Annotated in this window: 27 protein-coding genes and 1 pseudogene; 16 read left to right on the top strand and 12 right to left on the bottom strand. The window is 33.3% G+C overall.

The genetic code is table 11. The features are described 5' to 3' along the window. The first annotated feature begins 72 nt into the window (after positions 1-72). Entirely contained in the window at positions 73-1,473 is a 1,401-nt protein-coding gene (locus G9F74_RS14445) for a protoporphyrinogen oxidase (RefSeq protein WP_016108379.1), read from the top strand. A 60-nt stretch (positions 1,474-1,533) separates the two neighbouring features. Here the strand turns inward: G9F74_RS14445 and G9F74_RS14440 are convergent, their stop codons facing one another. Then, complete coding sequence (locus tag G9F74_RS14440; protein ID WP_000275259.1) at positions 1,534-2,082, bottom strand: hypothetical protein; 549 nt, start codon at positions 2,080-2,082, stop codon at positions 1,534-1,536. A gap of 338 nt (positions 2,083-2,420) precedes the next feature. Between G9F74_RS14440 and G9F74_RS14435 the strand changes: the two genes are divergently transcribed. Further along, on the top strand, positions 2,421-2,972 hold the full coding sequence (locus G9F74_RS14435; RefSeq protein WP_000231763.1) for a GNAT family N-acetyltransferase: 552 nt from the start codon (positions 2,421-2,423) through the stop codon (positions 2,970-2,972). A gap of 38 nt (positions 2,973-3,010) precedes the next feature. On the opposite strand, the gene G9F74_RS14430 is transcribed toward G9F74_RS14435, so the two are convergent. After that, entirely contained in the window at positions 3,011-3,196 is a 186-nt protein-coding gene (locus G9F74_RS14430; RefSeq protein WP_000286203.1) for a cold-shock protein, read from the bottom strand. 86 nt (positions 3,197-3,282) lie between these two features. Beyond that, on the bottom strand, positions 3,283-3,486 hold the full coding sequence (cspD, locus tag G9F74_RS14425) for a cold-shock protein CspD (RefSeq protein ID WP_000176365.1): 204 nt from the start codon (positions 3,484-3,486) through the stop codon (positions 3,283-3,285). Positions 3,487-3,867: 381 nt separating this feature from the next. Between cspD and G9F74_RS14420 the strand changes: the two genes are divergently transcribed. The 3 genes from G9F74_RS14420 (at position 3,868) to G9F74_RS14410 (ending at position 6,284) form a co-directional block, all read left to right on the top strand. Further along, entirely contained in the window at positions 3,868-4,764 is an 897-nt protein-coding gene (locus G9F74_RS14420) for a CPBP family intramembrane glutamic endopeptidase (protein ID WP_001180195.1), read from the top strand. Then, entirely contained in the window at positions 4,764-5,423 is a 660-nt protein-coding gene (locus G9F74_RS14415) for a DEAD/DEAH box helicase family protein (protein WP_131202430.1), read from the top strand. Before G9F74_RS14420 ends, G9F74_RS14415 begins: the two co-directional genes overlap by 1 nt. A gap of 255 nt (positions 5,424-5,678) precedes the next feature. Next, positions 5,679-6,284, top strand: coding sequence for a PRK06770 family protein (locus G9F74_RS14410; protein ID WP_000853589.1), 606 nt, complete (start codon positions 5,679-5,681; stop codon positions 6,282-6,284). A 71-nt stretch (positions 6,285-6,355) separates the two neighbouring features. Here the strand turns inward: G9F74_RS14410 and G9F74_RS14405 are convergent, their stop codons facing one another. Then, positions 6,356-7,246 carry a LysR family transcriptional regulator gene (locus G9F74_RS14405; RefSeq protein WP_176519293.1) on the bottom strand — a complete coding sequence of 297 codons (891 nt, stop codon included), beginning with the start codon at positions 7,244-7,246 and terminating at the stop codon, positions 6,356-6,358. Between the two features lie 105 nt (positions 7,247-7,351). Between G9F74_RS14405 and G9F74_RS14400 the strand changes: the two genes are divergently transcribed. Beyond that, the gene (locus G9F74_RS14400; RefSeq protein WP_016108382.1) at positions 7,352-8,395 is read left to right on the top strand and encodes an aspartate-semialdehyde dehydrogenase; all 1,044 of its coding nucleotides are present in this window, start codon (positions 7,352-7,354) and stop codon (positions 8,393-8,395) included. 109 nt (positions 8,396-8,504) lie between these two features. Here G9F74_RS14400 and G9F74_RS14395 read toward each other — a convergent pair whose 3' ends face one another. Beyond that, complete coding sequence (locus tag G9F74_RS14395; RefSeq protein WP_080119771.1) at positions 8,505-9,407, bottom strand: LysR family transcriptional regulator; 903 nt, start codon at positions 9,405-9,407, stop codon at positions 8,505-8,507. Between the two features lie 130 nt (positions 9,408-9,537). Here G9F74_RS14395 and gabT point away from each other — a divergent pair, with 130 nt between their 5' ends. From gabT to G9F74_RS14365, 6 genes are all read left to right on the top strand, one after another. Further along, entirely contained in the window at positions 9,538-10,863 is a 1,326-nt protein-coding gene (gene gabT / locus G9F74_RS14390; RefSeq protein WP_033668506.1) for a 4-aminobutyrate--2-oxoglutarate transaminase, read from the top strand. A gap of 11 nt (positions 10,864-10,874) precedes the next feature. Then, a complete protein-coding gene (locus tag G9F74_RS14385; RefSeq protein ID WP_002038647.1) occupies positions 10,875-11,567 on the top strand; it encodes an MOSC domain-containing protein in 693 nt (230 codons plus the stop codon). Between the two features lie 257 nt (positions 11,568-11,824). Continuing rightward, positions 11,825-12,709: a GNAT family N-acetyltransferase gene (locus tag G9F74_RS14380; RefSeq protein ID WP_016108385.1), complete on the top strand. Its 885-nt coding sequence runs from the start codon at positions 11,825-11,827 to the stop codon at positions 12,707-12,709. 33 nt (positions 12,710-12,742) lie between these two features. Further along, positions 12,743-13,339 (top strand): DUF1349 domain-containing protein, encoded by a 597-nt coding sequence (locus G9F74_RS14375; RefSeq protein WP_016108386.1) that lies wholly within the window; start codon positions 12,743-12,745, stop codon positions 13,337-13,339. A 222-nt stretch (positions 13,340-13,561) separates the two neighbouring features. After that, a complete protein-coding gene (locus tag G9F74_RS14370; protein ID WP_016108387.1) occupies positions 13,562-15,316 on the top strand; it encodes an ABC transporter ATP-binding protein in 1,755 nt (584 codons plus the stop codon). Next, a complete protein-coding gene (locus G9F74_RS14365) occupies positions 15,309-17,105 on the top strand; it encodes an ABC transporter ATP-binding protein (protein ID WP_016108388.1) in 1,797 nt (598 codons plus the stop codon). The genes G9F74_RS14370 and G9F74_RS14365 overlap by 8 nt, the downstream gene beginning before the upstream one ends. 247 nt (positions 17,106-17,352) lie before the next feature. On the opposite strand, the gene G9F74_RS14360 is transcribed toward G9F74_RS14365, so the two are convergent. Both G9F74_RS14360 and G9F74_RS14355 read right to left on the bottom strand, forming a co-directional pair. After that, on the bottom strand, positions 17,353-17,613 hold the full coding sequence (locus G9F74_RS14360) for a hypothetical protein (RefSeq protein WP_001281132.1): 261 nt from the start codon (positions 17,611-17,613) through the stop codon (positions 17,353-17,355). Between the two features lie 459 nt (positions 17,614-18,072). Further along, positions 18,073-18,657, bottom strand: a complete 585-nt coding sequence (locus G9F74_RS14355) for a LysE family translocator (protein ID WP_001121301.1) — start codon at positions 18,655-18,657, stop codon at positions 18,073-18,075. A gap of 117 nt (positions 18,658-18,774) precedes the next feature. On the opposite strand from G9F74_RS14355, the gene G9F74_RS14350 reads away from it, so the two are divergent. After that, the gene (locus tag G9F74_RS14350) at positions 18,775-19,332 is read left to right on the top strand and encodes a helix-turn-helix domain-containing protein (protein WP_016108389.1); all 558 of its coding nucleotides are present in this window, start codon (positions 18,775-18,777) and stop codon (positions 19,330-19,332) included. Between the two features lie 380 nt (positions 19,333-19,712). Here G9F74_RS14350 and G9F74_RS14345 read toward each other — a convergent pair whose 3' ends face one another. After that, a complete protein-coding gene (locus tag G9F74_RS14345; RefSeq protein ID WP_016108390.1) occupies positions 19,713-20,246 on the bottom strand; it encodes a BclA C-terminal domain-containing protein in 534 nt (177 codons plus the stop codon). A gap of 212 nt (positions 20,247-20,458) precedes the next feature. On the opposite strand from G9F74_RS14345, the gene G9F74_RS30680 reads away from it, so the two are divergent. Next, positions 20,459-21,388: a DUF4183 domain-containing protein gene (locus tag G9F74_RS30680; RefSeq protein WP_016108391.1), complete on the top strand. Its 930-nt coding sequence runs from the start codon at positions 20,459-20,461 to the stop codon at positions 21,386-21,388. Between the two features lie 63 nt (positions 21,389-21,451). Here the strand turns inward: G9F74_RS30680 and G9F74_RS14335 are convergent, their stop codons facing one another. Then, the gene (locus tag G9F74_RS14335) at positions 21,452-21,649 is read right to left on the bottom strand and encodes a hypothetical protein (protein WP_016108392.1); all 198 of its coding nucleotides are present in this window, start codon (positions 21,647-21,649) and stop codon (positions 21,452-21,454) included. Positions 21,650-22,128: 479 nt separating this feature from the next. Here G9F74_RS14335 and G9F74_RS14330 point away from each other — a divergent pair, with 479 nt between their 5' ends. Then, the gene (locus tag G9F74_RS14330; protein WP_016108393.1) at positions 22,129-23,373 is read left to right on the top strand and encodes an exosporium glycoprotein BclB-related protein; all 1,245 of its coding nucleotides are present in this window, start codon (positions 22,129-22,131) and stop codon (positions 23,371-23,373) included. Between the two features lie 81 nt (positions 23,374-23,454). Here G9F74_RS14330 and G9F74_RS14325 read toward each other — a convergent pair whose 3' ends face one another. The 3 genes and pseudogenes from G9F74_RS14325 to G9F74_RS30430 all read right to left on the bottom strand — a co-directional run. After that, positions 23,455-23,622 (bottom strand): hypothetical protein, encoded by a 168-nt coding sequence (locus G9F74_RS14325; RefSeq protein WP_002096615.1) that lies wholly within the window; start codon positions 23,620-23,622, stop codon positions 23,455-23,457. Between the two features lie 121 nt (positions 23,623-23,743). Then, complete coding sequence (locus tag G9F74_RS14320) at positions 23,744-24,376, bottom strand: cupin domain-containing protein (protein ID WP_016108394.1); 633 nt, start codon at positions 24,374-24,376, stop codon at positions 23,744-23,746. A 294-nt stretch (positions 24,377-24,670) separates the two neighbouring features. Then, a pseudogene (locus G9F74_RS30430) lies at positions 24,671-25,207 on the bottom strand (HD domain-containing protein); the annotation flags it as partial. A 155-nt stretch (positions 25,208-25,362) separates the two neighbouring features. On the opposite strand from G9F74_RS30430, the gene G9F74_RS14305 reads away from it, so the two are divergent. Next, on the top strand, positions 25,363-25,668 hold the full coding sequence (locus G9F74_RS14305) for a luciferase domain-containing protein (protein WP_000010317.1): 306 nt from the start codon (positions 25,363-25,365) through the stop codon (positions 25,666-25,668). Positions 25,669-25,720: the final 52 nt, after the last annotated feature.

The raw sequence follows: 25,720 nt of genomic DNA, 5'->3' as shown, positions 1-25,720 counted from the left end.
AGTCGAATGTAAGGAGTATTGGGTATAATAATAAAAGAATGATTAATTGTATCGGTTAGGAGCGCAGCACATATGAAAACAGTTGTTGTTATCGGTGGAGGTATAACGGGACTTTCTACTATGTTTTATTTAGAAAAATTAAAAAAGGATTATAATATCGATTTACATTTAATCCTTGTCGAGAAAGAAGAGTCTTTAGGTGGTAAAATCCATAGTGTTGAAGAACAGGATTTTATTATGGAATCAGGAGCGGATTCTATCGTTGCTCGCAATGAACATGTTATGCCGCTTGTAAAAGATTTAAACTTAGAAGAAGAAATGGTATATAACGAAACGGGTATTTCATACATATATTCTGATAATATTTTACACCCAATTCCTTCTGACAGTATATTTGGTATTCCGATGAGTGTCGAGTCGTTGTTTAGCAGTACGCTAGTCTCAACGAAAGGGAAAATTGTTGCTTTAAAAGATTTTATAACGAAAAATAAGGAGTTTACGAAAGATACATCACTTGCTCTATTTTTAGAAAGCTTTTTAGGAAAAGAGTTAGTGGAAAGACAAATTGCGCCGGTACTTTCAGGCGTGTATTCTGGTAAATTGAATGAGCTTACAATGGCATCAACATTACCGTATTTACTTGATTATAAAAATAAATATGGAAGTATTATGAAAGGATTTGAAGAGAATAAAAAGCAATTTCAATCAGCAGGAAATAAAAAGTTTGTATCATTTAAAGGTGGACTATCTACGATAATTAATCGCTTAGAAGACAAGTTAACTGAAACTGTCATAAAAAAAGGTGCTGTAACGACGGCTGTAAGTAAACGAGGAGATCAATATGAAATTTCTATTGCAAATCAGGAATCAATCCAAGCTGATTATGTTGTTTTAGCAGCTCCGCATGATATAGCACAAACTTTATTACAATCTAATGAGTTAAACGAGCATTTTAATAAATTTAAAAATTCATCACTTATTAGTATTTATTTAGGTTTTGACATTCCAGATGAACAACTACCGGCGGACGGTACAGGGTTTATCGTAACAGAAAACAGTGATTTACATTGTGATGCTTGTACATGGACAAGCCGGAAGTGGAAACATACATCGGGTACACAAAAGCTTTTAGTAAGAATGTTTTATAAGAGTACCAATCCGATATATGAAACGATCAAAAATTATAGTGAAGAAGAATTAGTACGAGTCGCTTTATATGATATTGAAAAGAGTCTTGGAATTAAAGGTGAACCAGAAGTAGTTGAAGTTACAAATTGGAAAGATTTAATGCCGAAATATCATTTAGAACATAATCAAGCGGTTCAAGCATTAAATGAAAAATTGACTGCTCTATATCCTAATGTATATTTAGCTGGCGCTTCATATTACGGTGTTGGAATTGGTGCATGTATTGGAAACGGGAAGAATACGGCCAAAGAAATAATGACTACATTAAGTGAAGAGTTAAAATAATAATATAGAATACATATGTAAAAACTGTCCATTCAGTCTACTGGAGGGACAGTTTTTTATTTATTTCACTTGAATGGAAACTTTTTTAGTTCTTCCATTATTCTCTTTTATTGTTAATGTAATATTTCCAGACTCTTTAAATGAGTATGGTGAGAGTTGATAAATTTCTTTTATGTTGTGTTTTTCTTTTAGTTTATTTGTGGATATTGATACTATACTTGCTCTCCAAAATTCTTGTTTGCCTGAAGGATAATCTATGAATATTTCTGGATTTTTAAACTGTAATGTTTCCCAAGAGGCGAAATACAGTTCAACTTCTACATCTTTTTTCGGTAAGTTCGCTGAGAAATAACCGAACTCGCCCACATTACCGAAAACGGTGTAGTTTTGGTTATGTAATTTAATATCTAAATAACTAGGTTGATATGTTGCTGCGTGATAGATTCCATATGAAAGAGAGAGTGTGGCAGCGATTAATATACCAATTGAAAATGTCTTAAAGCTATTTCCTTTAAAGTTAGTCATCATGGATGAGTTTGGTGTGAATTTTTTTGCGAATAAAAAAATAAGCAAAATGAGTAAGAGGGCTAAGCTGATGAATATATACATAGAATTTTTACACCTCCATAATAGAATGGAATATTTTCTATATTTTAACATCAATGTATGAATTAGTCTGTTGTTTTAGAATGGAAATTATTCTTATAATGAGCGAACGGATGTATCTGGAGGGATATTGGTATTATGTAAAGCGAAATAAGCAAAATATAAATTACATTATATGACCAAGGCGGTAATCAACAAGTAAGAAGGTATACTCTTACTTGTTATAGAATAAAAAGGAAAAGAGTCATTAGAAATATTTGATTAGTGGGACATTGAGGACTTGCCTAATTATGAATATTTTTTCTGCTATAATAAATTAGTAGAGAGAAAGGAGTGATCCTGTGGTATTTCCTATATTAGAAACAGAGCGCTTGCGTTTAGTTGAAATAGAACAATCTTATTGTCAAAAAATATATGAAATCTTTTCATTGGATGAAGTTACATGTTATTACGGTATGAATTCTTTTACGGAATTTGGCCAAGCTTCACGTATGATTGAATCTTTTTCGAAAAATTACTTTGAGAAAAAGGCAATACGATGGGGGATTGTGTTAAAAGAAACAAACACTTTAATTGGGACAATTGGGTTGAATAATTTACAATTATGGAGTAAACGATCTGAAATAGGGTATGATTTGCATCCGCGTTATTGGGGGCAGGGATATGCTTCGGAAGCAGCCGGGGAAATCATTCATTATGGATTTCAAGATTTAGGTTTATATAGAATTGGAGCTATTACATATCCTGAAAACGTTACTTCTTGTAAAATGCTATCTAAAATAGGTTTTCAAAAGGAAGGTTTGTTACGCGGCTATATTCATCAAGGAAATAAACAACACGATGCATTGTTATATTCTATAGTGCGAACAGATGTAGAGGAATTAAATATTTAATAAAAAACCCCTCTTATTAAAAGAGGGGTTAAGTAAAATTAACCTAACTTAGGTAATAAACGTTCTCCGCTTTTCATGCTACTTTTACATAAAGGGCATTTAGGTTCTTCTTCAAATGAAAAGTTCTTTCTCATCCATCCTAAACAATCCTCTGATTCACATTCCCAAACAGGTGTTTGTTCTGGTGGTACTTCTGCTACATCGTTCTTTCGATTGCGATACATGTAACCACTCCTTTTATGTAAAAAATTTTAGTTATATATTAAAAAGGTTGTTAACCGAGCTGGTAACAACCTTTTTATTGTTTGAATTATAGCTTTACAACGTTTTTAGCTTGAGGTCCACGGTTACCGTCTTCAACTTCGAAGCTAACTTCTTGACCTTCGTCAAGAGACTTGAAGCCGTCGCCAGTGATAGCTGAGAAGTGAACGAATACGTCGTTACCGTCTGCAACTTCGATGAAACCGAAACCTTTTTCGCTGTTAAACCATTTTACTTTACCTGTTAATGTCATGGTAATGCCTCCTAAAATTTAAAAAGATTACAATATGATCGGCCTTATTTGAATGAAAATAAAAGTTCACATATTATCAAAAACCCATAAGGAGTACGAAATGGTCCTGATTGATACTTGATAATATGCAAAGAAAATATATTGTTAAATTGACCTTAATTACTATCTTACAACAAATGGTGTGAAATAGCAAGTGCTGGTAATACCAGTGAGTAATTTGGGCGATAATGGTAAAACGCACAAAGACATCTCTTTTATTTATATATTATTCCTAATCTGAATGTATTCCAAACAGAAATCATTTATATAAAAAAGTATGTTTAAAGGAAACGGTATATTTTTTAAGAATAAAGATGATTACAATAATTAGGAGGATGAATATTGCAAAATAAACAATTTAAAATAATCGAAGCAGCAAAAGAAGGAAGAAGGAAAGTTCACCCTGTCTTTGCTGTTATACTTGCAATTGTATTTTTAACTTTAGGTGAATTGTTTATGTTATTTATGCTGTTTTTACCGAAAACAGAAACAACTTTTATGAAGGCAATTTATAGCAATATTGAGATGATATTAACGTTTGGCGGGGCTATATTTTTTGTGTTTTTATGGATTAAATTTGTAGAGAAAAGGTCGTTTTCATCTATTGGTTTTTGGAATGAGCAATGGATGAGAAAGTATTTGAGAGGGGCACTAATAGGGTGTATTTTCATTTCGATACCAGTAATTTTACTCATATTAACAGGAAATGTAAAACTACAAATGCAAGAAATTACGATGACAGTTATATTTGGTATTGTAGGATCTTTAGTCGCATTTTTAATACAAGGGGCCACTGAAGAAATTGTTGTAAGAGGTTGGTTATTCCCAGTTCTTTCTGTTAGAAGCCGTATATGGATTGGAATTGTTGTGACGTCCTTTTTATTTGGTTTTCTTCATTTGCTTAATCCAGGAATTACAATTCTTTCAATATCGAATATAATATTAGTTGGCGTATTTGCAGCTTTTTACGTTTTAAAGGACAGTAGTCTTTGGGGGATTTGTGCATGGCATTCCATTTGGAATTGGGCACAATATAACGTTTATGGCTTTGCCGTTAGTGGAATGACGATATATTCAACACCACTATTTAAACCTGTAAAAAATGGCAATGAAGTCCTTCATGGAGGCTCATTTGGGATTGAAGGTAGTATTATTACAACAATAATGCTTTCTATCGCTTCAATTGTTTTATGGAGACAGTTATGGGGGAGAAGAGCGAAACAACGAGATTTTAGTTAATGAAAGTGGGAGAAACTATGGGGATTATAGCGTTTGAGGGAGCGAGTGCTGTTGGGAAAAGTACAACATGCCGTGAACTAGAAAACAATTATGGAGTCTTCATTATACCTGAAGTGAATTTTTTATTTGAAAGACCAAAAAATGAACATAGAACATGGTATTTTGAAAAACAAGTAGAGCGCTGGAATATGGCAGTGCAAAAATCGCAGCAATATGAATTAGTAATACTTGATGGGGATATATATCAGCCACTTAGTTATAATTGGTGTTTTCATTTTGATATATTTAATCAGCCTTTATCTTTAATAGAAAACTTTTATAAAGAAAAGATGATAAATAGGGAAATTGGTTTTCCAGATCAATATTTTTATTTGTACACGAATGATGAAGAACTTAGAAAACGAAAAGAATTTGATGAGACGAGAAGCAGAAGAAACTTTGAAAAACATTTACATATATCAAAATCGTTGCAGTGTTATTATGAAAATTTAAATACCGTCACAGACGGGTACTGTAAATTGATTGAAGCAAAAAGTATAAAGTCGAATGAATTAGAAATTGTGAAAAGTTTAAACAGCTTAAACGTATGTGAAGATAGACGTTTTGATGTTTCGAGGTTAGATGCTATTACGGAGTGGTTAAAAGAAAATCGTGCATAAAGTAAAAACAACGAGTGTTGTAGAAGGCGCTCGTTGTTTTTTGTTTCCATATAAATATAAAGGGAAATTTTGTAGAATATTTTTGGGTTTTGACGGAATAATCTTTCAATTTTACAAAAAAAGAAATACAATATAAGGAAATATATATAAATAATATGGTAGGGGATGGGATGAACTATTTTGAATGAAGGAACTGTTTTATATAAGAAATAATGAGGTAGTAAGAACAGAGATATTTGGGAGGAAATAAGCGAGATGAAAACACTATTTAAAATAATCGGTATTATAGCTGGTATGGCAGTAATCGGAGTAGGTTTAACATATGGTATGCTTTATTATTTGAATAATAGTAAACCAGTTGCGAAAAAGTCAACGCCAGCAGCTCCGGCAGTAGAAGTGCTAGCTGATAGTAATGTAAAAGCCGAAGATGCGAAGCTTTTAGAAAATGGCAATCATTCATTACCTAATAGTGGTTTTAATAAAAATTTTAAATGGACAGATGAGAACATACAGACAGCGTTACATGAAATGGCACACCAAAAAACGAAAGCTGAACAAAAATGGGGCTATATTTTTATCACACAAGAACGTATTGAAAGTTTACTTGAAATTATAAATAGTAATGATGTTGCACAAAAAAATACATATGTGGATATTTTAGAACGATGGAAACAAGGGAAATATGAAAAGGTTGATGTGGATCATAATAAAATTTGGAAATTGCAAAGTGGGAATTTAGGAGAAGGAAAAGGAATAATGTCGCAAGCTGAACAAAAAGAATTAATTAATCAAGTGTTTATGCAAAAAGGTACATATTCAGGTAGTAAATTAATTGCAGGTGGGGGACAGGCTAATAAATAATATACTTATCAATGAAAAAGAGTAAGTGCTTTTTAGGCAGTTACTCTTTTTTTGTGCACATTTTTAATAATTTAGCCTCGCTCTAGTAAGGAAAGAAACGACTGTAGTACCGGGGAAATCCATCTAGATTTATGATAGATTACATGACTTTGAATAACGGCTGGAGTTTCGATAGGTTGAAAACGTATTTGTTCCTTTTGACAATTCTCTTGTACAACGATGTAAGGAAGAATTGAAATTCCTAATTCACACATAACAGCTTGTTTAATGACTTCAACATTAGAAGTTTCAAATGTTTTTTCTAGAATATTTTCGCTTTGACGCAAAAAACGATCGACCATTGGTCGATAACCGCAGCTTTGTTCTGTAAAAATAAACTGAGTATCCTGTAATAAACGAAATGGATTTTCCTGTACGGGGGAATGAATAGGTAAAATCCATCCGAATGTTTCATTACAAAAAGTACGTATAATAAAATCGTTATGTGCTATACTTTCACCAATTAAGAAGATAACATCTGTTTCTCCTTCATGTAGCTTTTTCAGTGCATGTTCATTTGTAGTAGTCTCAAGAACGATATTTACTTTCGGATTTTGCTGTTTGTAAGTACGTAATAATTGTGGTAAACGGTACACTGCTAACGATTCGTTAGATGTAATACTTAACGTCCCTTCCAAATAATCATTATTTTGAGGGATTTCTTGTGCTTTTTCATAAATAGCAAGTAATTCTAATGCATAAGGATGAAATTGATGACCTGCTTTTGTAAGAAGTACTTTTTTCCCTAATCGATCGAAAAGAGGGATATGTAAGTCGTTTTCTAATGCTTTTATATGCCCTGTAACAGTAGATTGCGCATAACCTAATGCAAGAGCAGCTTTAGAAAAACCGCCATGCTTAACAATGGCACAAAATGTTTTAACATGTCTCATTTCCATAAGTGACCCCTCTTTTAATATCATGATTTGTGAATGATTATATCATGTATTTCAATTTTTCAAATGATTAAATTTCTTTTAATATTATGTTGTGGGGAAATTCATGTAAGCAGTATTGGAGGAGAAAAAATGAGTAAAAAGAGCTATCATGTAGCTGTTGTTGGAGCTACAGGTGCAGTAGGTCAGAAAATTATTGAACTGTTAGAACAAGAAACAAAGTTTAATATAGCTGAAGTTACATTCCTTTCGTCAAAACGATCTGCTGGTAAGAAAGTACAATTTAAAGGGCGAGAGATTACAATACAAGAGGCAAAAACAACTAGTTTTGAAAGTGTAGATATTGCCTTTTTCAGTGCTGGAGGAGAAGTGTCTAGACAATTTGTAAATCACGCAGTTTCTAGTGGCGCAATCGTAATTGATAACACAAGTGAGTACCGAATGGTGCACGATGTACCGCTCGTTGTTCCAGAGGTTAATTCACACACTTTAAAGGAGCATAACGGTATTATTGCAGTTCCGAATTGTTCAGCATTACAGATGGTAACAGCTCTTCAGCCAATCCGAAAATCATTCGGTTTAGAACGAATTATCGTTTCCACTTATCAAGCTGTATCAGGTTCTGGAATTCATGCGATTCATGAATTAAAAGAACAAGCTAAGTCGATGCTTACAGGTGAAGAAGTGAAGAGTGCTATATTACCAGTGAAAAAAGATAAAAAGCATTATCCAATTGCGTTTAATGTACTGCCTCAAGTAGATATATTCACTGATAATGATTTCACTTTTGAAGAAGTAAAGATGATTCAAGAGACGAAGAAAATTTTAGAAGACCCAAACCTGAAAATGGCAGCTACTTGTGTACGTGTTCCAGTTGTATCAGGTCATTCAGAATCAGTTTATATAGAACTTGAAAAAGAAACAACTGTTACAGAAATTAAAGAAGTACTGCTCGATGCACCAGGTGTTATTTTACAAGATAACCCTAGTGAACAGCTGTATCCAATGCCATTATATGCAGAAGGGAAAATAGATACGTTTGTCGGAAGAATTAGGAAAGACCCTGATACGCCAAAAGGATTCCATCTTTGGATCGTTTCCGATAATTTGTTAAAAGGTGCGGCTTGGAATTCAGTTCAAATCGCAGAGACGTTGGTGCAAAAGGGAATCATTTAGTATAGAGATGCACAGAACTAGGAAACTATTAATTGTAAAAGTATCCTAGTTCTTATTTTAGTGAGAATTTAAAATAAATTAGTTTTTATAGTGTTTTTATAAATATCCATTAGTTTTGTAAAGAATGTACTGTTATTTTTAGTTGTTCAATAAATTCTCGAGTTGCAGCGCACATATATTTATCTTTTCTATAAATCAGTCCTATATCTATAGTTGGAGTAGGATCTTCTATTTTAATAGCTTGAATGTTTTCGTTTTGCAAAAAGTCTATATACGGTTTGGGTAACACTGTAATTCCCATACCTTTTGAAACCATTTGAATTAAAGATTCCATCGTACTAATTTCTAAAATTGGTTTTGGTTTGAAGCTAAAGTTTTGACAATAGGTCGTAAGTAGTTCTGTTAAATAAAAGTTTTTTGGTAGAAGGATTAAAGGGTAGTTCTGTAATTCTTTAATAGACACGTGATCAAGCTCACTTAAAGGATGACCGATTGGAATAACTAATGTAAGTTCACTTTTATATAGCGGGATAGAAACAATTTCTTTATCTTGTACCGGGAGAAATGTAATACCAATATCTAATTCGTTTTGTAACAATTTTTCGCGAATTTCTCCTGTGCGAAGTCCTAACACAGAAAGCTCAATGTTTGGATAAAGATTATTGAAGTGTAAAAGGGTTGGCGGTAGTAAATAATTTACAACGGTTAACAATGAACCGATTGTTAAGGATCCGTACTGTAATCCATTTAAGTCCTGGATAGCAGAACGGGCTTGTTCGACTTCATGAAAAATGGTTTTACTATGTGATAATAAAATCTTTCCTGCTTCAGTTAAAGATATCTTTTTACCAATTCGATCGAAAAGTGGCATTCCTACTTCATGTTCTAACGCACGTATTTGTTGACTTAGTGAAGGTTGGGAAATGTTTAATTTTTCGGCTGCCTTTGTGAAATGCAATTCTTTCGAAACAGCTAAAAAGTATTCTAATTGTCGTAATTCGATTGGAATCACCTCAAATTTAATCATAGGATATACCTATCATTATTATATAAATAATTGAATTGAACAATGGTTTTGTGCGATTTATAATCACTTTATTAGAAATAGATTGATGATAAAGATTAGATGAGGTGAAGAGGAATTGTTGAAATCGAGCGTATTACCAGGCAGTTATTCAAAAGTACTTCAAAAAAGGTATGAGGAGGCTGTACCGACAGGAATATATCATTTAACACCTTTATATGTAAAAAAAGCTAGCGGAGCGATCATTACAGATGTAGATGGGAATCAGTTTATTGATTTTGCTGGTGGTATTGGAATGCAAAATGTTGGTCATTGTCATCCGAAAGTTGTAAGAGCGGTACAAGAACAAGCAAAGTCATTTATTCATCTTTGTTTTCATGTAACTCCATATGAAAACTATATTGCTTTAGCAGAGAAAATGAATGAAAAAATACCAGGAACAAGTAAGAAAAAAACGATGTTTGCAAATAGTGGTGCGGAAGCGATTGAAAATGCTGTAAAAATCGCACGTAAAGTAACAGGGAGAAGTAAAGTAATTTCGTTTGAACGAGGATTTCATGGGAGAACATTAATGACGATGTCTTTATCAACGAAAGAAAACCCATATAAAGCAGGATTTGGCCCGTTCGTTTCAGACATGCATATATTGTCGTATCCGTACTATTACAGAGCTGCAGAAGGAGTTTCTTCTGAAGAAGTGGATTCTCAAGTCATCTATCAGTTTGAAAAATTTTTAGAGGAAGTATCACCTGAAAAAGTAGCGGCAATCGTAATGGAACCAGTACAAGGAGAAGGGGGATTTATTGTTCCTTCCATTTTATTTGTAAAACGAATCCGGGAAATTTGTGATCAATATGGAATTTTAATGATCATGGATGAAGTGCAAACTGGATTTGGCAGAACTGGAAAATGGTTTGCAACGGAACATTTTAATATAGAACCTGACATTATTGCATTATCAAAATCAATAGCTGGAGGCTTACCATTAAGTGCGATTGTTGGGCACGCTGAGTTTATGGATGTTCCTGGAAGGGGTCAAATCGGTGGGACTTTTGCAGGAAGTCCGTTATCATGCGCAGCCGGTCTTGCTGTATTTGAAATTATGGAAGAAGAAAATCTAGTTGAAAGAGCTCAACAAATTGGAAATAGAATAATGTCACATTTACATGCAATGCAATTAAAATACGAAGTCATAGGTGACGTTCGTGGCATTGGTGCAATGGTTGCAATGGAACTTGTAACGGATCGTATAACAAAAGAACCAGCAAAAGAACTAACAGTACAATTAATTGATGAATTCTGGAAGAATGGGCTTATAAGTATTGGGGCAGGGATATTTGATAATGTACTACGTTTTTTACCGCCTCTAGTTATTTCAAATGAAGAAATTGATAAAGGTTTTGAAATAATAAATCAATCTTTTAAAAAATTGTGCGGAAAGTGAGAGAGGCAATTATGATGAATAAACTATATGAGGTACTATCACTAAATATAGGATTTCCAAAAGAAGTTATGTATGGAGGAAAATTAATTCATACGGGTATAAATAAAACGAAAACAAAGGAACCTATATATTTATCATTTTTAAAATTTAAAGGTGATGGTCAGGCGGATTTAGTTCATCATGGAGGGGTGGATAAAGCGGTTTGTGTGTATTCGGGTGAACATTATAGTTATTGGGAAGAAACATTGAATCAAGACCTTGAATATGGAGCATTCGGAGAAAATATAACAGTAAGTGGTATGCGTGAAGAGGATGTTTGTATCGGTGATACGTTTGAGCTCGGAGAAGCGATAGTACAAGTAACGCAACCAAGACAACCTTGTTTTAAGTTAGCTAAGAAATACAATATTCCAAAGTTACCACTGTATTTTCAAGAAACAGGATATACAGGATTTTATTTTCGTGTATTAAAAGAAGGGTGGGTATCGCCAGTTGATACGTTAAAGTTGCTGAAATCTGATCCAATAAGTATTACAGTAGCGTTTGCTAATCGTATTATGCATAAGGAAAAACAAAATATAGAAGGGATAAAGAGAATTTTAGAAGTACATGCACTTTCTACTAGTTGGAGAAAGACATTTGAAAAGCGACTGAGGGGAGAAGAAATAAATACGAAGGAGAGGCTTGAAGGAATAAAAGAATAAAAAAATATTTTTATAAATAGTGCATTTCTATTAGTAAAAACTAACTAGAAAGCACTGTTTTTATATAATAACCTTATTAATATACAAAAATCTTAATATTGTTTTATTCGACTTTTTTTCTAATTGTGAAAACATAAAATTAATTGGATTATTTTTTTATATTTTATGATAGTATATTGATTTGTAAGACCTATTATTTTAAGGGCAGGTCATATAACCATATATAATTTTATGGAATTGAAGTATGGAGGGACAACATGGGGAATGTTGAAAAATTTGCAAATCTTCTAATAGAAGAACTGAAAAGAGAGCAGTTATTTCCTTTATTTGAAGAAGTGTTTGGTATTGAAAGTCAAACATTACGTGATTTTACGGAGAAAGGATATTGGGATTATACATATAAAGCTTTATCATTTTTACAAGATAACAAAGTGATTGCGAATGTTGCTGCATTTTCACTTCCGCTTTTAATGAATGGTGAAAAAATAAATGCAGTGGGTATTCAATCGGTAATGACACATCCGAATCATCGTCGACAAGGGTTAATGAAACAATTGTTTAGTAAGATGATAGAAGAAATTGATGAGCAATGTGAGTGTGCGCTTTTATTTACTGAAAATCCAGAACTATATAAACCATTTGGTTTTCAAATTGTGCAAGAATATTTGATGAAAGTATCATACGAAAACAAGAGTGATAAAGATTCTCAACTTAAAAAGTTAGATTTTTATAATGAAGAGGATAGACAATTAATACATGAGATGATTGAAAATGGCCAAAGGCTTTCTAATACATTTTCAACGTTAAATTACCGCTCGTCGTTTTATTTAAATATGTATGATTCAACATGGAATGAAAACCTATATTATTCAGAGAAATTAGATACGTTGATTGTTTTTACAATAGAAAATCAAAAACTAAAATTATATGGAGTGTTTGCTCCGGTACTTCCGATTTTAGATGAATTATGTGAGGAAATCTCTGGGGAATTTAAGGAGATTGAATTTTATTTTTGCCCAGATCAATTAGGAATTGATGATGTACAATATACAGAATTACAGACTAGTAAGTATTTAATGGTTCGAAGTAATAAGGAATTAGATTTTAAAGGTTATAAATTCCCGGTGTTAACCGAGTTTTAAATATTAATTTAATTGCTTTTTTATGGAGGAATTATGAAAACATCATATATACCAAATCATATTGAGCAACTTACCGTAATGAATGTACCTGAATATTACAAACTGGAAGAAAATCATACATTCATTGTCCATTCGAAGGCAGAAACAGATTTTTGGCTGAAAACACATTATGGCTTTGAAATAATGAATGGTCATGTATTTTATAATGAGATTATGACAGATTTTCAGGCTGAAGTTCAGTTACGTATGAATCCAAATGCGACATACGATCAAGCAGGTCTTTTTGTTATGATTTCGGAGAACTGTTGGTTAAAAACTTCTTTAGAATATATCCCTGAGGGGCCATCTCATTTAGGTGCTGTCGTAACGAATAATGGATATTCTGACTGGTCAACGCAAGATTATCCAACTGAAGCAGCTAAGCAACAACTTCGTTTTCGAATTATTCGAAAACGCGGTGATTATTCAATATATGTGAAAATAAGTCAGCGATGGGAACAAATAAGAATCGCTCATTTAATGGAGGATATAGGGAATGAGCCTGTTAAAATAGGCTTTTACACGTGTAGTCCTTCTAAAAACAAAGGATTTGAGACTGAGTTTTTCGATTTTACAATTGAAGAAATATAGATAAAAAACCGCATTCTTTTCATTAAGAATGCGGTTTTTGTATTTGTATATTTATAAAGCACATTTATTGACCGAAAAGTCATTAATGCTTATCATTTAATAATGTTAAATATTAATTTGCATAATATAATAAAAGTAAAGAAGAAATTACAAACTATAGGGTTTAAATAAGGAGGGATATGAATTACTCAGTGGTAATTTCATGGAAAAAGGAGATTATGTATGAAATCATTTCGCAAGCTATTACAGTATTTAAAACCATACATGTTCTTCGCTATTATTGGACCGCTATTTATGGTACTTGAGGTTGCGATGGACTTAATTCAACCGACTATTATGCAACATATTATTGATGTTGGGATTGCAAATAGGGATTTGAATTATGTAATAAAAATGGGGCTTCTTATGTTAGGAGCAGCGGCACTTGGGTTAGTTGGAGGACTTGGGTGTATGATGTATTCTACAAAAGCAGCTGTAAATTTCGCTACAGACATACGAAAAGATGTGTTTACAAAAATAGAAACATTTTCTAGTAAAAATCGGGATGCATTTGGAACCGGAAAATTATTAACGATTGTGACAAATGATATTACATCAATTCAATCGGCGATGACGATGACATTACGTGTTCTCGTTCGTGGCCCTTTGTTATTTATCGGAAGTATAATTATTGTTTTTGTAACAGCGCGAGAGTTATTTCCAATATTACTTGTAGTTGTACCAATTTTATTACTGGCGATTATTTTAATTGCAAGTAAAGCGAGTGGAACGTTTAAAAAGGTGCAAGAAGCATTAGATAAAGTGAATACAAAGTTACAAGAAAATTTATCTGGTGTACGTGTTATAAAAGCGTATGTAAGACAAAAATATGAAATTTCTCAGTTTGGAAATGTGAATACAAATTTAACGAAGATAAATATTCGAGCTGTGCAGCTTATTTCCTTAATGATGCCAATTATTATGCTAGTTGTCAGTGGTGGAATTGTCGCAACACTATGGATTGGTGGAGAAAAAGTATTTAATGGAACTCTTCAAGTAGGTGCGATTTTAGCATTTATTAACTATTTGAATATCATTTTAATGGCACTTATGTCTATTAGTATGGTATTTATTCAAATTGCTCGAGCTTTTCCATCTGCGGATCGTGTACAACAAGTCTTAAATACTGAAGTTGATATTATGAACGAAGCTAACGCAATTGAACCTGAGAAAATCGAAGGGAATATTGATTTTAGAGATGTTAGTTATAGTTATACGAAAAATAATGAATACGTTTTAAAAGATATTTCATTCAGCATACGTAAAGGTGAAAAAGTAGGGATTATCGGTTCTACAGGGAGTGGTAAGTCTACTTTAGCTAAACTGCTACCACGCTTATATGATATTGAGCAAGGTGAAATTTGTATTGACGGAATAAATGTTAAGAGGTACGATTTACAAAAATTACGTGCTTCGATAGGTTTTGTACCTCAAAAGGCATTGTTGTTCTCAGGAAGTATAGAAGAGAATTTACGTTACGGTAAAGAAGATGCAATACACGATGAATTGGAAACAGCAGCTTCATCTGCGTGTGCGACTGAGTTTATTAACAAGTTGGAAGAATCGTATCATTATAATTTAACACAAGGTGCGACGAATTTATCAGGTGGACAAAAACAACGTGTATCCATTGCAAGAGCGCTTGTGAGAAAACCATCTATTCTTATATTAGATGATTCTACATCAGCAGTTGATGCGAAATCAGAAGCGAACATTCAATCGGCATTAAGAACAGAATATAAAGGAACAACGACATTATTAATTGCTTCTAAAATCGCATCTATAATAGATGCTGATAAAATTCTCGTATTAGATAATGGTGAATTAGTTGGTGATGGTACACATGAACAACTGCTAGAACAATGTGAGGTATATCAGGAAATTTATCTTTCCCAAGGTGGTAATTTGCATAAAGAAGGTGGGAAAGAACATGCGTAATTTTCAAGGACAATTTGCTAATAAAGGTGGACGTAACGCACCTAAGAGTGGAAAAGTTAAAAATACTAAAGGAACTGTAAAACGGATTTGGAACTATATGGGGTATGAAAAGGCTGCTCTAATGTTCGTTATATTTCTAGTATTTGTTACGACATTACTTGGGTTATTAGGTCCATATTTTATGGGAGTAATTATAGATCAATATATTGTACCGAAAGATTTAAACGGTACGGCAAGAATGTGTATGTTACTTATTGCAATTTACGGTGTAACGGTGCTTTTAACATGGTTACAAACGTATGTCATGATTAATGTTGCATTAAAGACAATTCAAAAAATACGACAAGATATATTTGGGAAAATCCAAACGCTTTCTTTACGGTTCTTTGATGTACGTTCTCAAGGTGATTTAATGAGCCGTGTGACAAATGATATTGACAATTTAAATCAAGCGTTGACGCAAAGTGTCGTACAGATTATTTCATCAGCTTTAACCTTTATAGGTGTGACGATTGCGATGTTCTCATTAAATTGGATTTTGGCACTTGTAACTTTAATTACAGTACCTATTATGTTTTTCGTTACAAAAAAACTTGTTGCATATAGTGGTAAAAACTTTGCAAAGCGTCAAAAAGATTTAGGAGAATTAAATGGTTTTATTGAAGAAGCTATAACAGGCGCGGATGTTACAACGTTATACGGGAAAGAAAAAGAAACCGTACAAAATTTCAATAAAATTAATGAACAACTAAGAATTTCAGCAACGAAGGCTGATACATTTTCAGCTTTTATTTTTCCGAGTATGAACTTTATTAATAACTTAGGAATGGGGCTTGTAATTGGGACTGGATCCGTTATGGTATTAAACGGTATGACAACAGTAGGTGTCATTGCGGCGTTTATTAATTATTCTCGTCAATTCTCAAGACCACTAAGTCAATTTGCAACGTTAATGAATACGATTCAAGCGGCAGTTGCGGGGGGAGAACGAGTTTTTGAAATTATGGATGAGGTACCAGAAATTCAAAATAAAAAAGACGCATTCATTGTACAAAATATACAAGGGCATGTTGAACTTGAGAATGTTTCGTTTGGTTATGTGGAAAATAAAACAATTTTAAAAGAAGTAAGTCTTAAGGCACAGCCTGGAGAGACAATTGCTTTAGTTGGTCCAACGGGATCGGGAAAAACAACAATTATAAACTTATTAACTCGATTTTATGATATACAGCAAGGGCAAATTCATATTGATGGAAAAGATATAAAAGATTATGATATCAATTCTTTACGAAGTAAAATAGGAGTAGTTTTACAAGATACGTATTTATTTGCTGGGACAATCATGGATAATATCCGTTATGGACGATTACATGCAAGTGATGAAGAAGTAATCAATGCAGCAAAGGCTGCATCGGCACATTCTTTTATTAAACATTTACCGAAACAATATGAAACAGAGATTGCTTCAGAAGGATCGAATTTAAGTCAAGGACAAAAACAACTTCTTGCGATTGCAAGGGCAATTTTAGCAGATGCAGACATATTAATTCTTGATGAAGCGACATCTAATATTGATACGAGAACAGAATTGCAAATTCAAGCAGGATTAAACAATTTAATGAGAGGTAGAACGAGTTTCGTAATCGCTCATCGACTCAAAACGATTGAAAAGGCAGATCAAATCCTCGTTATAAAGGATGGGAGTATTTTAGAAAGAGGGAATCATGAATCTCTCATGGAGGATCGAGGGTTTTACTTTGAATTGTATACGAGTCAGTTTAAAATTTAATAATAATATTCATGTGGTGTGGTTTCTTTAGAAAAGAGAAACCGCATTTTTCATGATTGTAAACATCGCTAAACCCAATAGTCTTTCATTAAATGCTTTGACAGTATCACCTTGAATCTCTGGTAAAACATATGAATAGCGTTTTAGATTGCAAAAATGCAGATTAAACGTAGTTAAGTTACAAAAAGGGTGGAATATACAGTTGTTCAGGTATGTAATTTATGTGTTTTTGTAGAATTACGAGTTGTTAGTAAAAACTAGCGGCCTCAGTGACAGATGGTAGAAATAGTTTACGTGGTATTGTAATAATCTCAAGCGCTATCTGCGTTGAATATAGGAGTATTTGAGTTAAATCTAAAGCGAGTGTTAAAAGTATTATGAAGCTTGTAAGAATTACAAAACTACCCCAAAAGAAACTTTTTGAAGTGTTGCGGAAATCTTTTATTAAGGAAAAGAAAGAAAAAAATGCGGTAACAATAAGAATGAAAATTTTATACTTATCAGACATTATAACCCTCCCAAAGAACAGTAACTTATATTATACCGTATTTTTCAATATTATTATAAATAGATTTTAAAGTGAATATTACGAAAAAAGAAAACCACAACTAATGTTTTAAGTTGTGGTTTTCTTTTTTGAGTACTTTGTTTTAGAAGATAGATAATCTAGAATTGAAAAAACTTTAAAGGGATTACCATACTTTATTTCCGATCCAGCATCAGGTGCTCAATGAAACGGTATGAAAGGTTATAGGCTGGTAATACGAGAATAAATAAGGGCGGATCTGTGTACAACAATATTCCCATATCAAAGTTCTACTAGAGAAAAGTAGTTAGTTAAGGGCAGTATGTGAATAAAAAACAGATGGGTGTGGAAACTAAATATTTATGACATTAAGGACAAAGATTAGGAAATATAGATTGGTATGAAAAAGTACAAAAATCTAAAATTAGAATGAGCATTGAACTAGTGTATAACGATTGAAACGGCACTGAAGACTAATAAAACGGCCATAATGATGTTAAATAATTGGTTATGTTTTATTAATAATTTTTGGAATATTGAACCAAATAAACTCCAACTACATGTACTCATTAAACCGACTACACCTAGAAATAATGAAAAAAGTAGAAAACTTGAATATGAATTGTAGTAAGGGAGTATGAAAGTCGATACTACAGTCAGTCCGAATAATATCCCTTTAGGGTTAACGAATTGAAGAGAAATCCCCACTGTAAATAAGTTTTTATTATCTTTTTCACTGGGATTCGTACTGCCTTTACTAGTGAGTATTTTAAAAGCTAAATATAACATGTATGTTACACCTAAAACTTTTAAAGGGAATTCGATTATGGGTAAGATATTAAGTAGTACTACATTAAAGAAACTACATAAAGAAGTGAGGATGAAAAAGCCGAAAGCTACTCCAAAGCAAAATTGCATGCTCCTCTTTAACCCGTATTGATTGGCGTATGTCATAGCTAAAAAATTGTTAGGGCCGGGTGTGAAACTACTTATAAAAACAAATAATAAAAAAGAAAATATAGGCATTTCAAAACCCCCTTATTATTTTTTGTATGTTATAATGACCGAAAAGAACAATATAACGTGTGCTTTTTATTATACATAACGGTCGTTATATTGTATATAGTGTAGGGGTGTTTTTTTATGGAAGAAATTCAACTTATTCTAGCGAAAAATTTAAAAACAATACGAGAAAAAGAAAAATTAAGTTTAGAAAAGGTTTCTCAATTAACAGGAGTGAGTAAAACGATGATTGGACAAATTGAAAGAGGAGAATCAAGTCCGACACTAACAACAATATGGAAAATTGCTAATGGATTGAAAGTGTCTTTTACTTCTTTAATCAATAATCCACAACCCGATACAAAAGTGGTTTTACGGGATGATGTTCAAGTATTGTCTGAAGATAATGGGAAATATAAAGTGTATCCTTCTTTTCCTTTTCAAGATGATAGACATTTTGAAATCTATACAGTTGAAATAGAAACGGAAGGGAAACTAAGTTCAGAAGGGCATAAAGAAGGAGCAGAAGAATTTATAACGGTATTTGAAGGAGAATTGACAATAAAAGTGAATAATTGTCAGTATACATTAAATAGTGGAGATTCCATTCGTTTTAAGGCCGATAGATCACACTCTTATCATAATTTAGGAAAATCTTTGACTCGATTAAGCATGACAATTTATTATCCAGCTACATAAGTGTGCATTTATATATAGAAAAGATAAAACCATCTATGCAAGGTGGTTTTTATTTTGTGTTAAATTACAAAAAAAGACACTCGTTTGAGTGTCAACATAGTATTGCTCTCGCGTATAGGATTGGAGTATGTTTCTCAAATACGTATTGAGAGATGGTTCGTAAAGGAGAAACTGTCTTCTTATTTAATGTAACATCGGTAAGGGTGAGTGTAAATTGATAATGTATATACGGAAAATTTAGTATAGATAGTTTCTACTATAAATATAGTGCAATTTGTTCTGTGTTACGTAATCAACACCATGAAATAATTGGGTGGTTCTTATTATTATGACAGACTTGGTATTTAATAATGTGTATTAAAAAAAGAATGAATCATTTTTTAATCGATTCGTATAATTGTTAGAGAGGCACCTGTTGAACCACCTCCAACTAAATTAACAATGGATAATATACCGAATAATTGAAGTGAAATTGTATTACCAGCAATTAAATTAGTAATTAAATTATTATTATAATTTGAAGTTGATATAGCAGGAGAAAAAACAGAGCCAGAAAGTGGAGTAGAAGTGTTTAATAGTAACCTTGTTCCAGCAAGAAGAGAAGTTGTCGTATTAACTTGATAGGTTAAATGATATCTTCCGGTTACAGGAATTGTAAATACATCGTTTGAAGCGTTAACTGTAAAATTACTGAGGCTTTGGTTATTAGAAAGTGGAATATTAGTTCCACCTAATATAACTGAGATGGGACCACCTAATGTATTATTAGCGAACATAGAGTTTGTTGTAACTATTGACCCAGAACTGCCGGTAGGCCCAGTATTCCCAGTAGGTCCTGTAAGTCTGTATGGAAGAATTATTTCAAGAGCCATTGATAGTAGTTCTTCTTTTATTTTTTCATTTTTATCTTGCATATAAATCACCTCATTTTTAAATTAGAACCGAATAAGTGTAGTATTTTTAGAATGGAACTATCATTTTATTCTATTAATAGAAGTAGTTTATAGTAACGGTAAAATGTTTAATAAATATATGAATCATTTGGAAAGAAAAAGAGTAGTTATTCCTTAATAATAGAGCCATAATAATGTATGTTAGTTAAAAATATGTGGAATGAGGTTTTGAATTGAAGCGGAATGATAAATTATCAATGAATAAAGGTAGGATAGGACCTGAGAATATTGGCCCTACATTTCCAGCTCTTCCACCAATTTATGTTCCGACTGGAAGTACAGGGCCAACAGGAGCAACCGGAGCAACAGGAGCAACCGGAGCAACAGGAGTAACAGGAGCAACCGGAGCAACAGGAGTAACAGGAGCAACCGGATCAACAGGAGTAACAGGGCCAACGGGAGTAACAGGAGCAACCGGAGCAACAGGAGTAACAGGAGTAACAGGAGTAACAGGAGTAACAGGAGCAACAGGAGCAACAGGAGCAACCGGAGCAACAGGAGTAACAGGTCCAACGGGAGTAACAGGAGCAACCGGAGTAACAGGAGTAACGGGATCAACGGGAGTAACAGGGCCAACGGGAGTAACGGGATCAACGGGAGTAACAGGGCCAACGGGATCAACCGGAGTAACAGGGTTAACGGGAGTAACGGGGCCAACGGGAGTAACAGGAGTAACAGGTCCAACGGGAGTAACAGGGTCAACGGGAGTAACGGGGTCAACAGGAGTAACGGGAGTAACAGGTCCAACGGGAGTAACAGGTCCAACGGGAGTAACAGGGTCAACAGGAGTAACGGGGTCAACGGGAGTAACAGGAGCAACAGGTCCTACTGGGGGGATTGGCCCCATAACAACAACCAATTTGTTATATTACACTTTTTCAGATGGAGAGAAAATTATATATACAAATGCAGATGGCATAGCTCAATATGGTACAACGAATATATTATCACCTAGTGAGGTTTCATATATTAATTTGTTTATTAATGGAATTCTGCAACCACAACCATTTTATGAAGTTAGTACTGGTAAACTAACTTTATTGGATAATCAACCACCATCGCAAGGTTCGTCAATTATTTTACAATTTATCATTATTAATTAAAAAAGACAGATCCTTAAATGAAAAGGAATCTGTCTTTTTTGTTCTACATTAAAGTAGTTAAAATTAAGTGACGATAAATTCGATTGTGATTGGAATTCCGCCGTCTAATGCATCTCCACCAGGAATTGTAATAGCGCCAGTAGTACCCGCATCGTTTAAGCAAGCTGTGGCAGCAACCGCAAAGGCTGCGCCTGTGCCAGTCCCGGCTCCTAGTGTAGATGTGAATCTTCTAGATGCCATAAATGGTTGAATGATAGGCAATTAAGTCTCACTCCTATTCATATTTTATTGGAACGAAGTATTGAATAACTTGTCCACTATATTGTATGAGAGTTTTCTATAATAGAAACGGCTTTAGGATTAGAAGAGTGGCATAATTTTATTAAAGGTATAATTTTTACTACAATTAAAAAGCGATGTTGATATTTGTGGAATATATGCTAAGGGTTAATTTGAATTTTTGTATTCAAATTAATATGTATTCTTTGGTTTAAGAGATAAACGTGGAAAAATAAAATAAACTCTTAAGTTTAGGTGTTTAATCTAAGCACTCAATTATTAAAAACATATAATTAATATGTGAGTCATGAACATAATTAAATGACGTTTTCAAGTTTGATTATCATTCATGTTTCCTATTTTAAGAGAAACATATAACTTAACTACTTTTTTCAATCGCATCTTTTATAGTACTTAGAATAGGAAAACACTCAACTAAAAGAAAAGTAAGGAGGAAATAAATGAAACATAATGATTGTTTTGATCATAATAACTGCAATCCGATTGTTTTTTCAGCAGATTGTTGTAAAAATCCACAGTCAGTCCCTATTACTAGGGTACAATTAAGTCAATTAATTACTTTACTAAACTCATTAGTATCAGCTATTTCAGCATTTTTTGCAAATCCAAGTAATGCAAACAGATTAGTATTACTCGATTTATTTAATCAATTTTTAATTTTCTTAAATTCCTTATTACCTTCCCCAGAAGTTAATTTTTTGAAACAATTAACTCAAAGTATTATAGTTTTATTACAATCTCCAGCACCTAATTTAGGACAATTGTCAACATTATTGCAACAATTTTATAGCGCCCTTGCACAATTCTTCTTCGCTTTAGATCTTATCCCTATATCCTGCAACTCAAATGTTGATTCTGCAACTTTACAACTTCTTTTTAATTTATTAATTCAATTAATAAATGCTACTCCAGGGGCGACAGGTCCAACAGGTCCAACAGGTCCAACAGGCCCAGCAGGAACTGGAGCAGGTCCAACAGGCCCAACAGGCCCAACAGGTCCAACAGGCCCAGCAGGAACCGGAGCAGGTCCAACAGGAGCAACAGGCCTAACAGGAGTAACAGGTCCAACAGGTCCAACAGGTCCAACAGGTCCAACAGGTCCAACAGGTCCAACAGGTCTAACAGGTCTAACAGGCCTAACAGGAGCAACAGGCCTAACAGGGGCAACGGGAGCTGGAGCAGTTATTCCGTATGCATCAGGTGGGCCAGTAGCATTAGCAACTGTTTTAGGTGGATTAGCAAACACAGGAGCACTTCTTGGATTTGGAAGTTCATTCTTCCCTGTAATTGTCCCACCTGGTGGCCCGATTACTATAGGCCCTGTACCTCCAGTATTTGATTTCGCATTTGTAGCTCCTCGCGCAGGTACAATTACTTCGTTAGCAGGATTCTTTAGTGTAACTGTAGCGGTTGCTTTAGCGTTAGGAAGCATACAAATTCAAATGCAGTTGTACAGCGCACCAGCAGCAAGTAATACTTTCACTCCAGTAGGTACACCGTTACTATTAACACCAGCATTTAGTGGTCTTATTGCTATCGGTAATACCGCGAGTGGTATTAGCGCACAAGCAATTGCGGTCGCTCCACAAGATAAGATATTACTTGTTGTTTCATCAACTACACCAGGTTTTGATATAGCTACTGCTATTACAGGATTCGCAAGTGCAGGGATAACATTCGTCTAAGCATCGCGTCTTAAATGGTGACCATTGAAAAAAGGAATACTCTTTTTAAGAGTATTCCTTTTTGTATAGCTAAAAAAGATCTTATTTATTTTTATTGCAGTTACATCCTTTTTTCTTTACATAGCCTTGCTCGGCTAAATCTCTTTGTGATTGGGAATTGGAAGACTGAGAATTGGAAGATTGAGAGGATGCTGATGAACTACTATTTTTATTATTAGAGTAGTTTTTTCGATAATTATAATTACTCATAGTACTATCACCTCCAATTAAATATATAACTATTATATGTATGTACTCTATTAATTGTTACGATAAAAAATCTCCTAGGTATTTTCCAAGGAGATAAATGATTGTTTCTTTATGGTATAAATTAATATCCCCAGTAAAGAGGGAAATAATATGAATCTTGGTAATATAAATTTTGTTTTTGATTAGGGTGTGGAGTCGGTGGATTTATCATTCCTCGGTTTTGATTACAGTTTGCTGGGGGACCAATTACTGTAGTAGATTGAATGGGGGATAGCGCTTGTTTCCATTGTTGTTCATTGAGGCAATAAGTATGAGCCATCATATTGGCTGGAGTTAATCTTAAAATATCAGAACCAAAAATAACTTCTGGGGTTGGGGCATCGAAAATAGCTAATAAATGAGTATTATCCGCTGAAGCGATTTCGTAATGCCACCATGCTTGTGGAATGTTGGCAACTTGCCCTGGTTTTATCGGTAAGTTTAATATTTGATTTGTAAATGGATTAAGTAAAGAAACAACAGCAGATCCTGAAATGCAGTAAACAAGTTCAGCTGCATTTTGATGAATATGTGGTTCTACAACATTGCCTGTACTTAAATAAATATCTAGTAAAGAAGTATTTTCTAAAGTATTTAATTGTTTTATGCCAAGTACGTTTATATAGTTTTGGGCATCTTTCTTAAAAAAATTACTTTTACTTACATCATGAGTGAAATTGGTTGAAGGAGAGGTGTAGTCGATATTGGAAGTCAATTGTATTACCTGCCTTTCTATTGGAAAGTATGGGTACAAATTTAGGATATGTGCCTAGTGTTAGTTATGTGCATTTGTTTATATCGTAATACATTCACTTATTTTATAAACAATATGGCCTGTACTTCTTATTTCTCATAATGTTAATACGGATAAAAATTAGAGTGAACGAATGAAAGACGGAATTCGTGATGTTAGGTAAGGAGTAAAAATATTAAAGTATATTTTAATGGTTACGTTATATGAAAAGACCAATGCCTTTTAGAAAGGAATTGGTCTTGTATTTAAGATAGGTTATTGCTGAATAATTAATTGTGCTTTAGCGGTATAGGCGTAATTTAGCCACAATAATGCCAAGTTTTATTTTAAACTAAAATGGATTTCTATGACGTCAAAATGGGATACCGTTGTTTTAAGTGTAACAGGTATGCCAATTACTTTTACTTGTTTCATGTTATATGCAATTCTTGGAAATGCAGAGAAAGTAAAATCAATAATTGTAGCACCATCTGGTAAATAAATGGGTTATAAATCTGAAGTATAAGCCGTAATGATATTTTCAAATAGTTCATACGATACTAGATTGTGGAAAGCGATTGGATCTGTAGTTAATAAATTGTTATTAAAATGGCTATTTTCAAGTGCTATATTGTCTTCGAAATCGTTTATAGTTGGTTTGTAAAATTGATGAATCATTCCAAGGATTTTATAGCAATCTAACACACTTGTAGTGGTGATACATATTCGTGAAACACTTGATACGTTTTGAGATTCTTGTAGTTGTGAGTAGGCAGAGTAAATGGGGCTGAGTTCATAACGTATTTCAATAGAATAAACCTCCTTTAAAATTGTTTTAAATATGTAAAAAATAAAGGTGTTGAGATTAAACTATATTCGTATTCCCATTCATACTTTGGATTGATGGAAAAAAGTAATGAAAATGTTAATTTAAAAGTACATCAATCATTTATAAGGAGTGAATGTTCATGTCATTTAGTGAAATGATTAGAAATGAAGTACTCAGCTGGGCGGGTGTTTCTGAAAAACCGCACCGATTTGGTGGTATTGAAATAAATTATGGTAAGAAAGAACTTGGCCATCTTCATGGTGATAAATTAGCTGATTTACCATTTCCGAAGTTAAAGCGAGATGAATTAGTGAAGCAAGGATTGGTAAAACCACATCACGTATTACCTGAATCAGGATGGATCAGTTATTATATAAAGAGTGAAGAGGATATTCCATTTGCAATTGAGTTATTTCGTATGCAATATGACCGAATTAAAAAGTAATGAAATAAAGTAGGGTAATAAAAATTTATTTTTATGTCACATCCCTCCTTAA

Source organism: Bacillus sp. EKM202B (assembly GCF_011066025.1).
Taxonomy (GTDB): domain Bacteria; phylum Bacillota; class Bacilli; order Bacillales; family Bacillaceae_G; genus Bacillus_A; species Bacillus_A toyonensis.
This window is presented reverse-complemented; position numbering and strand designations above follow the sequence as displayed.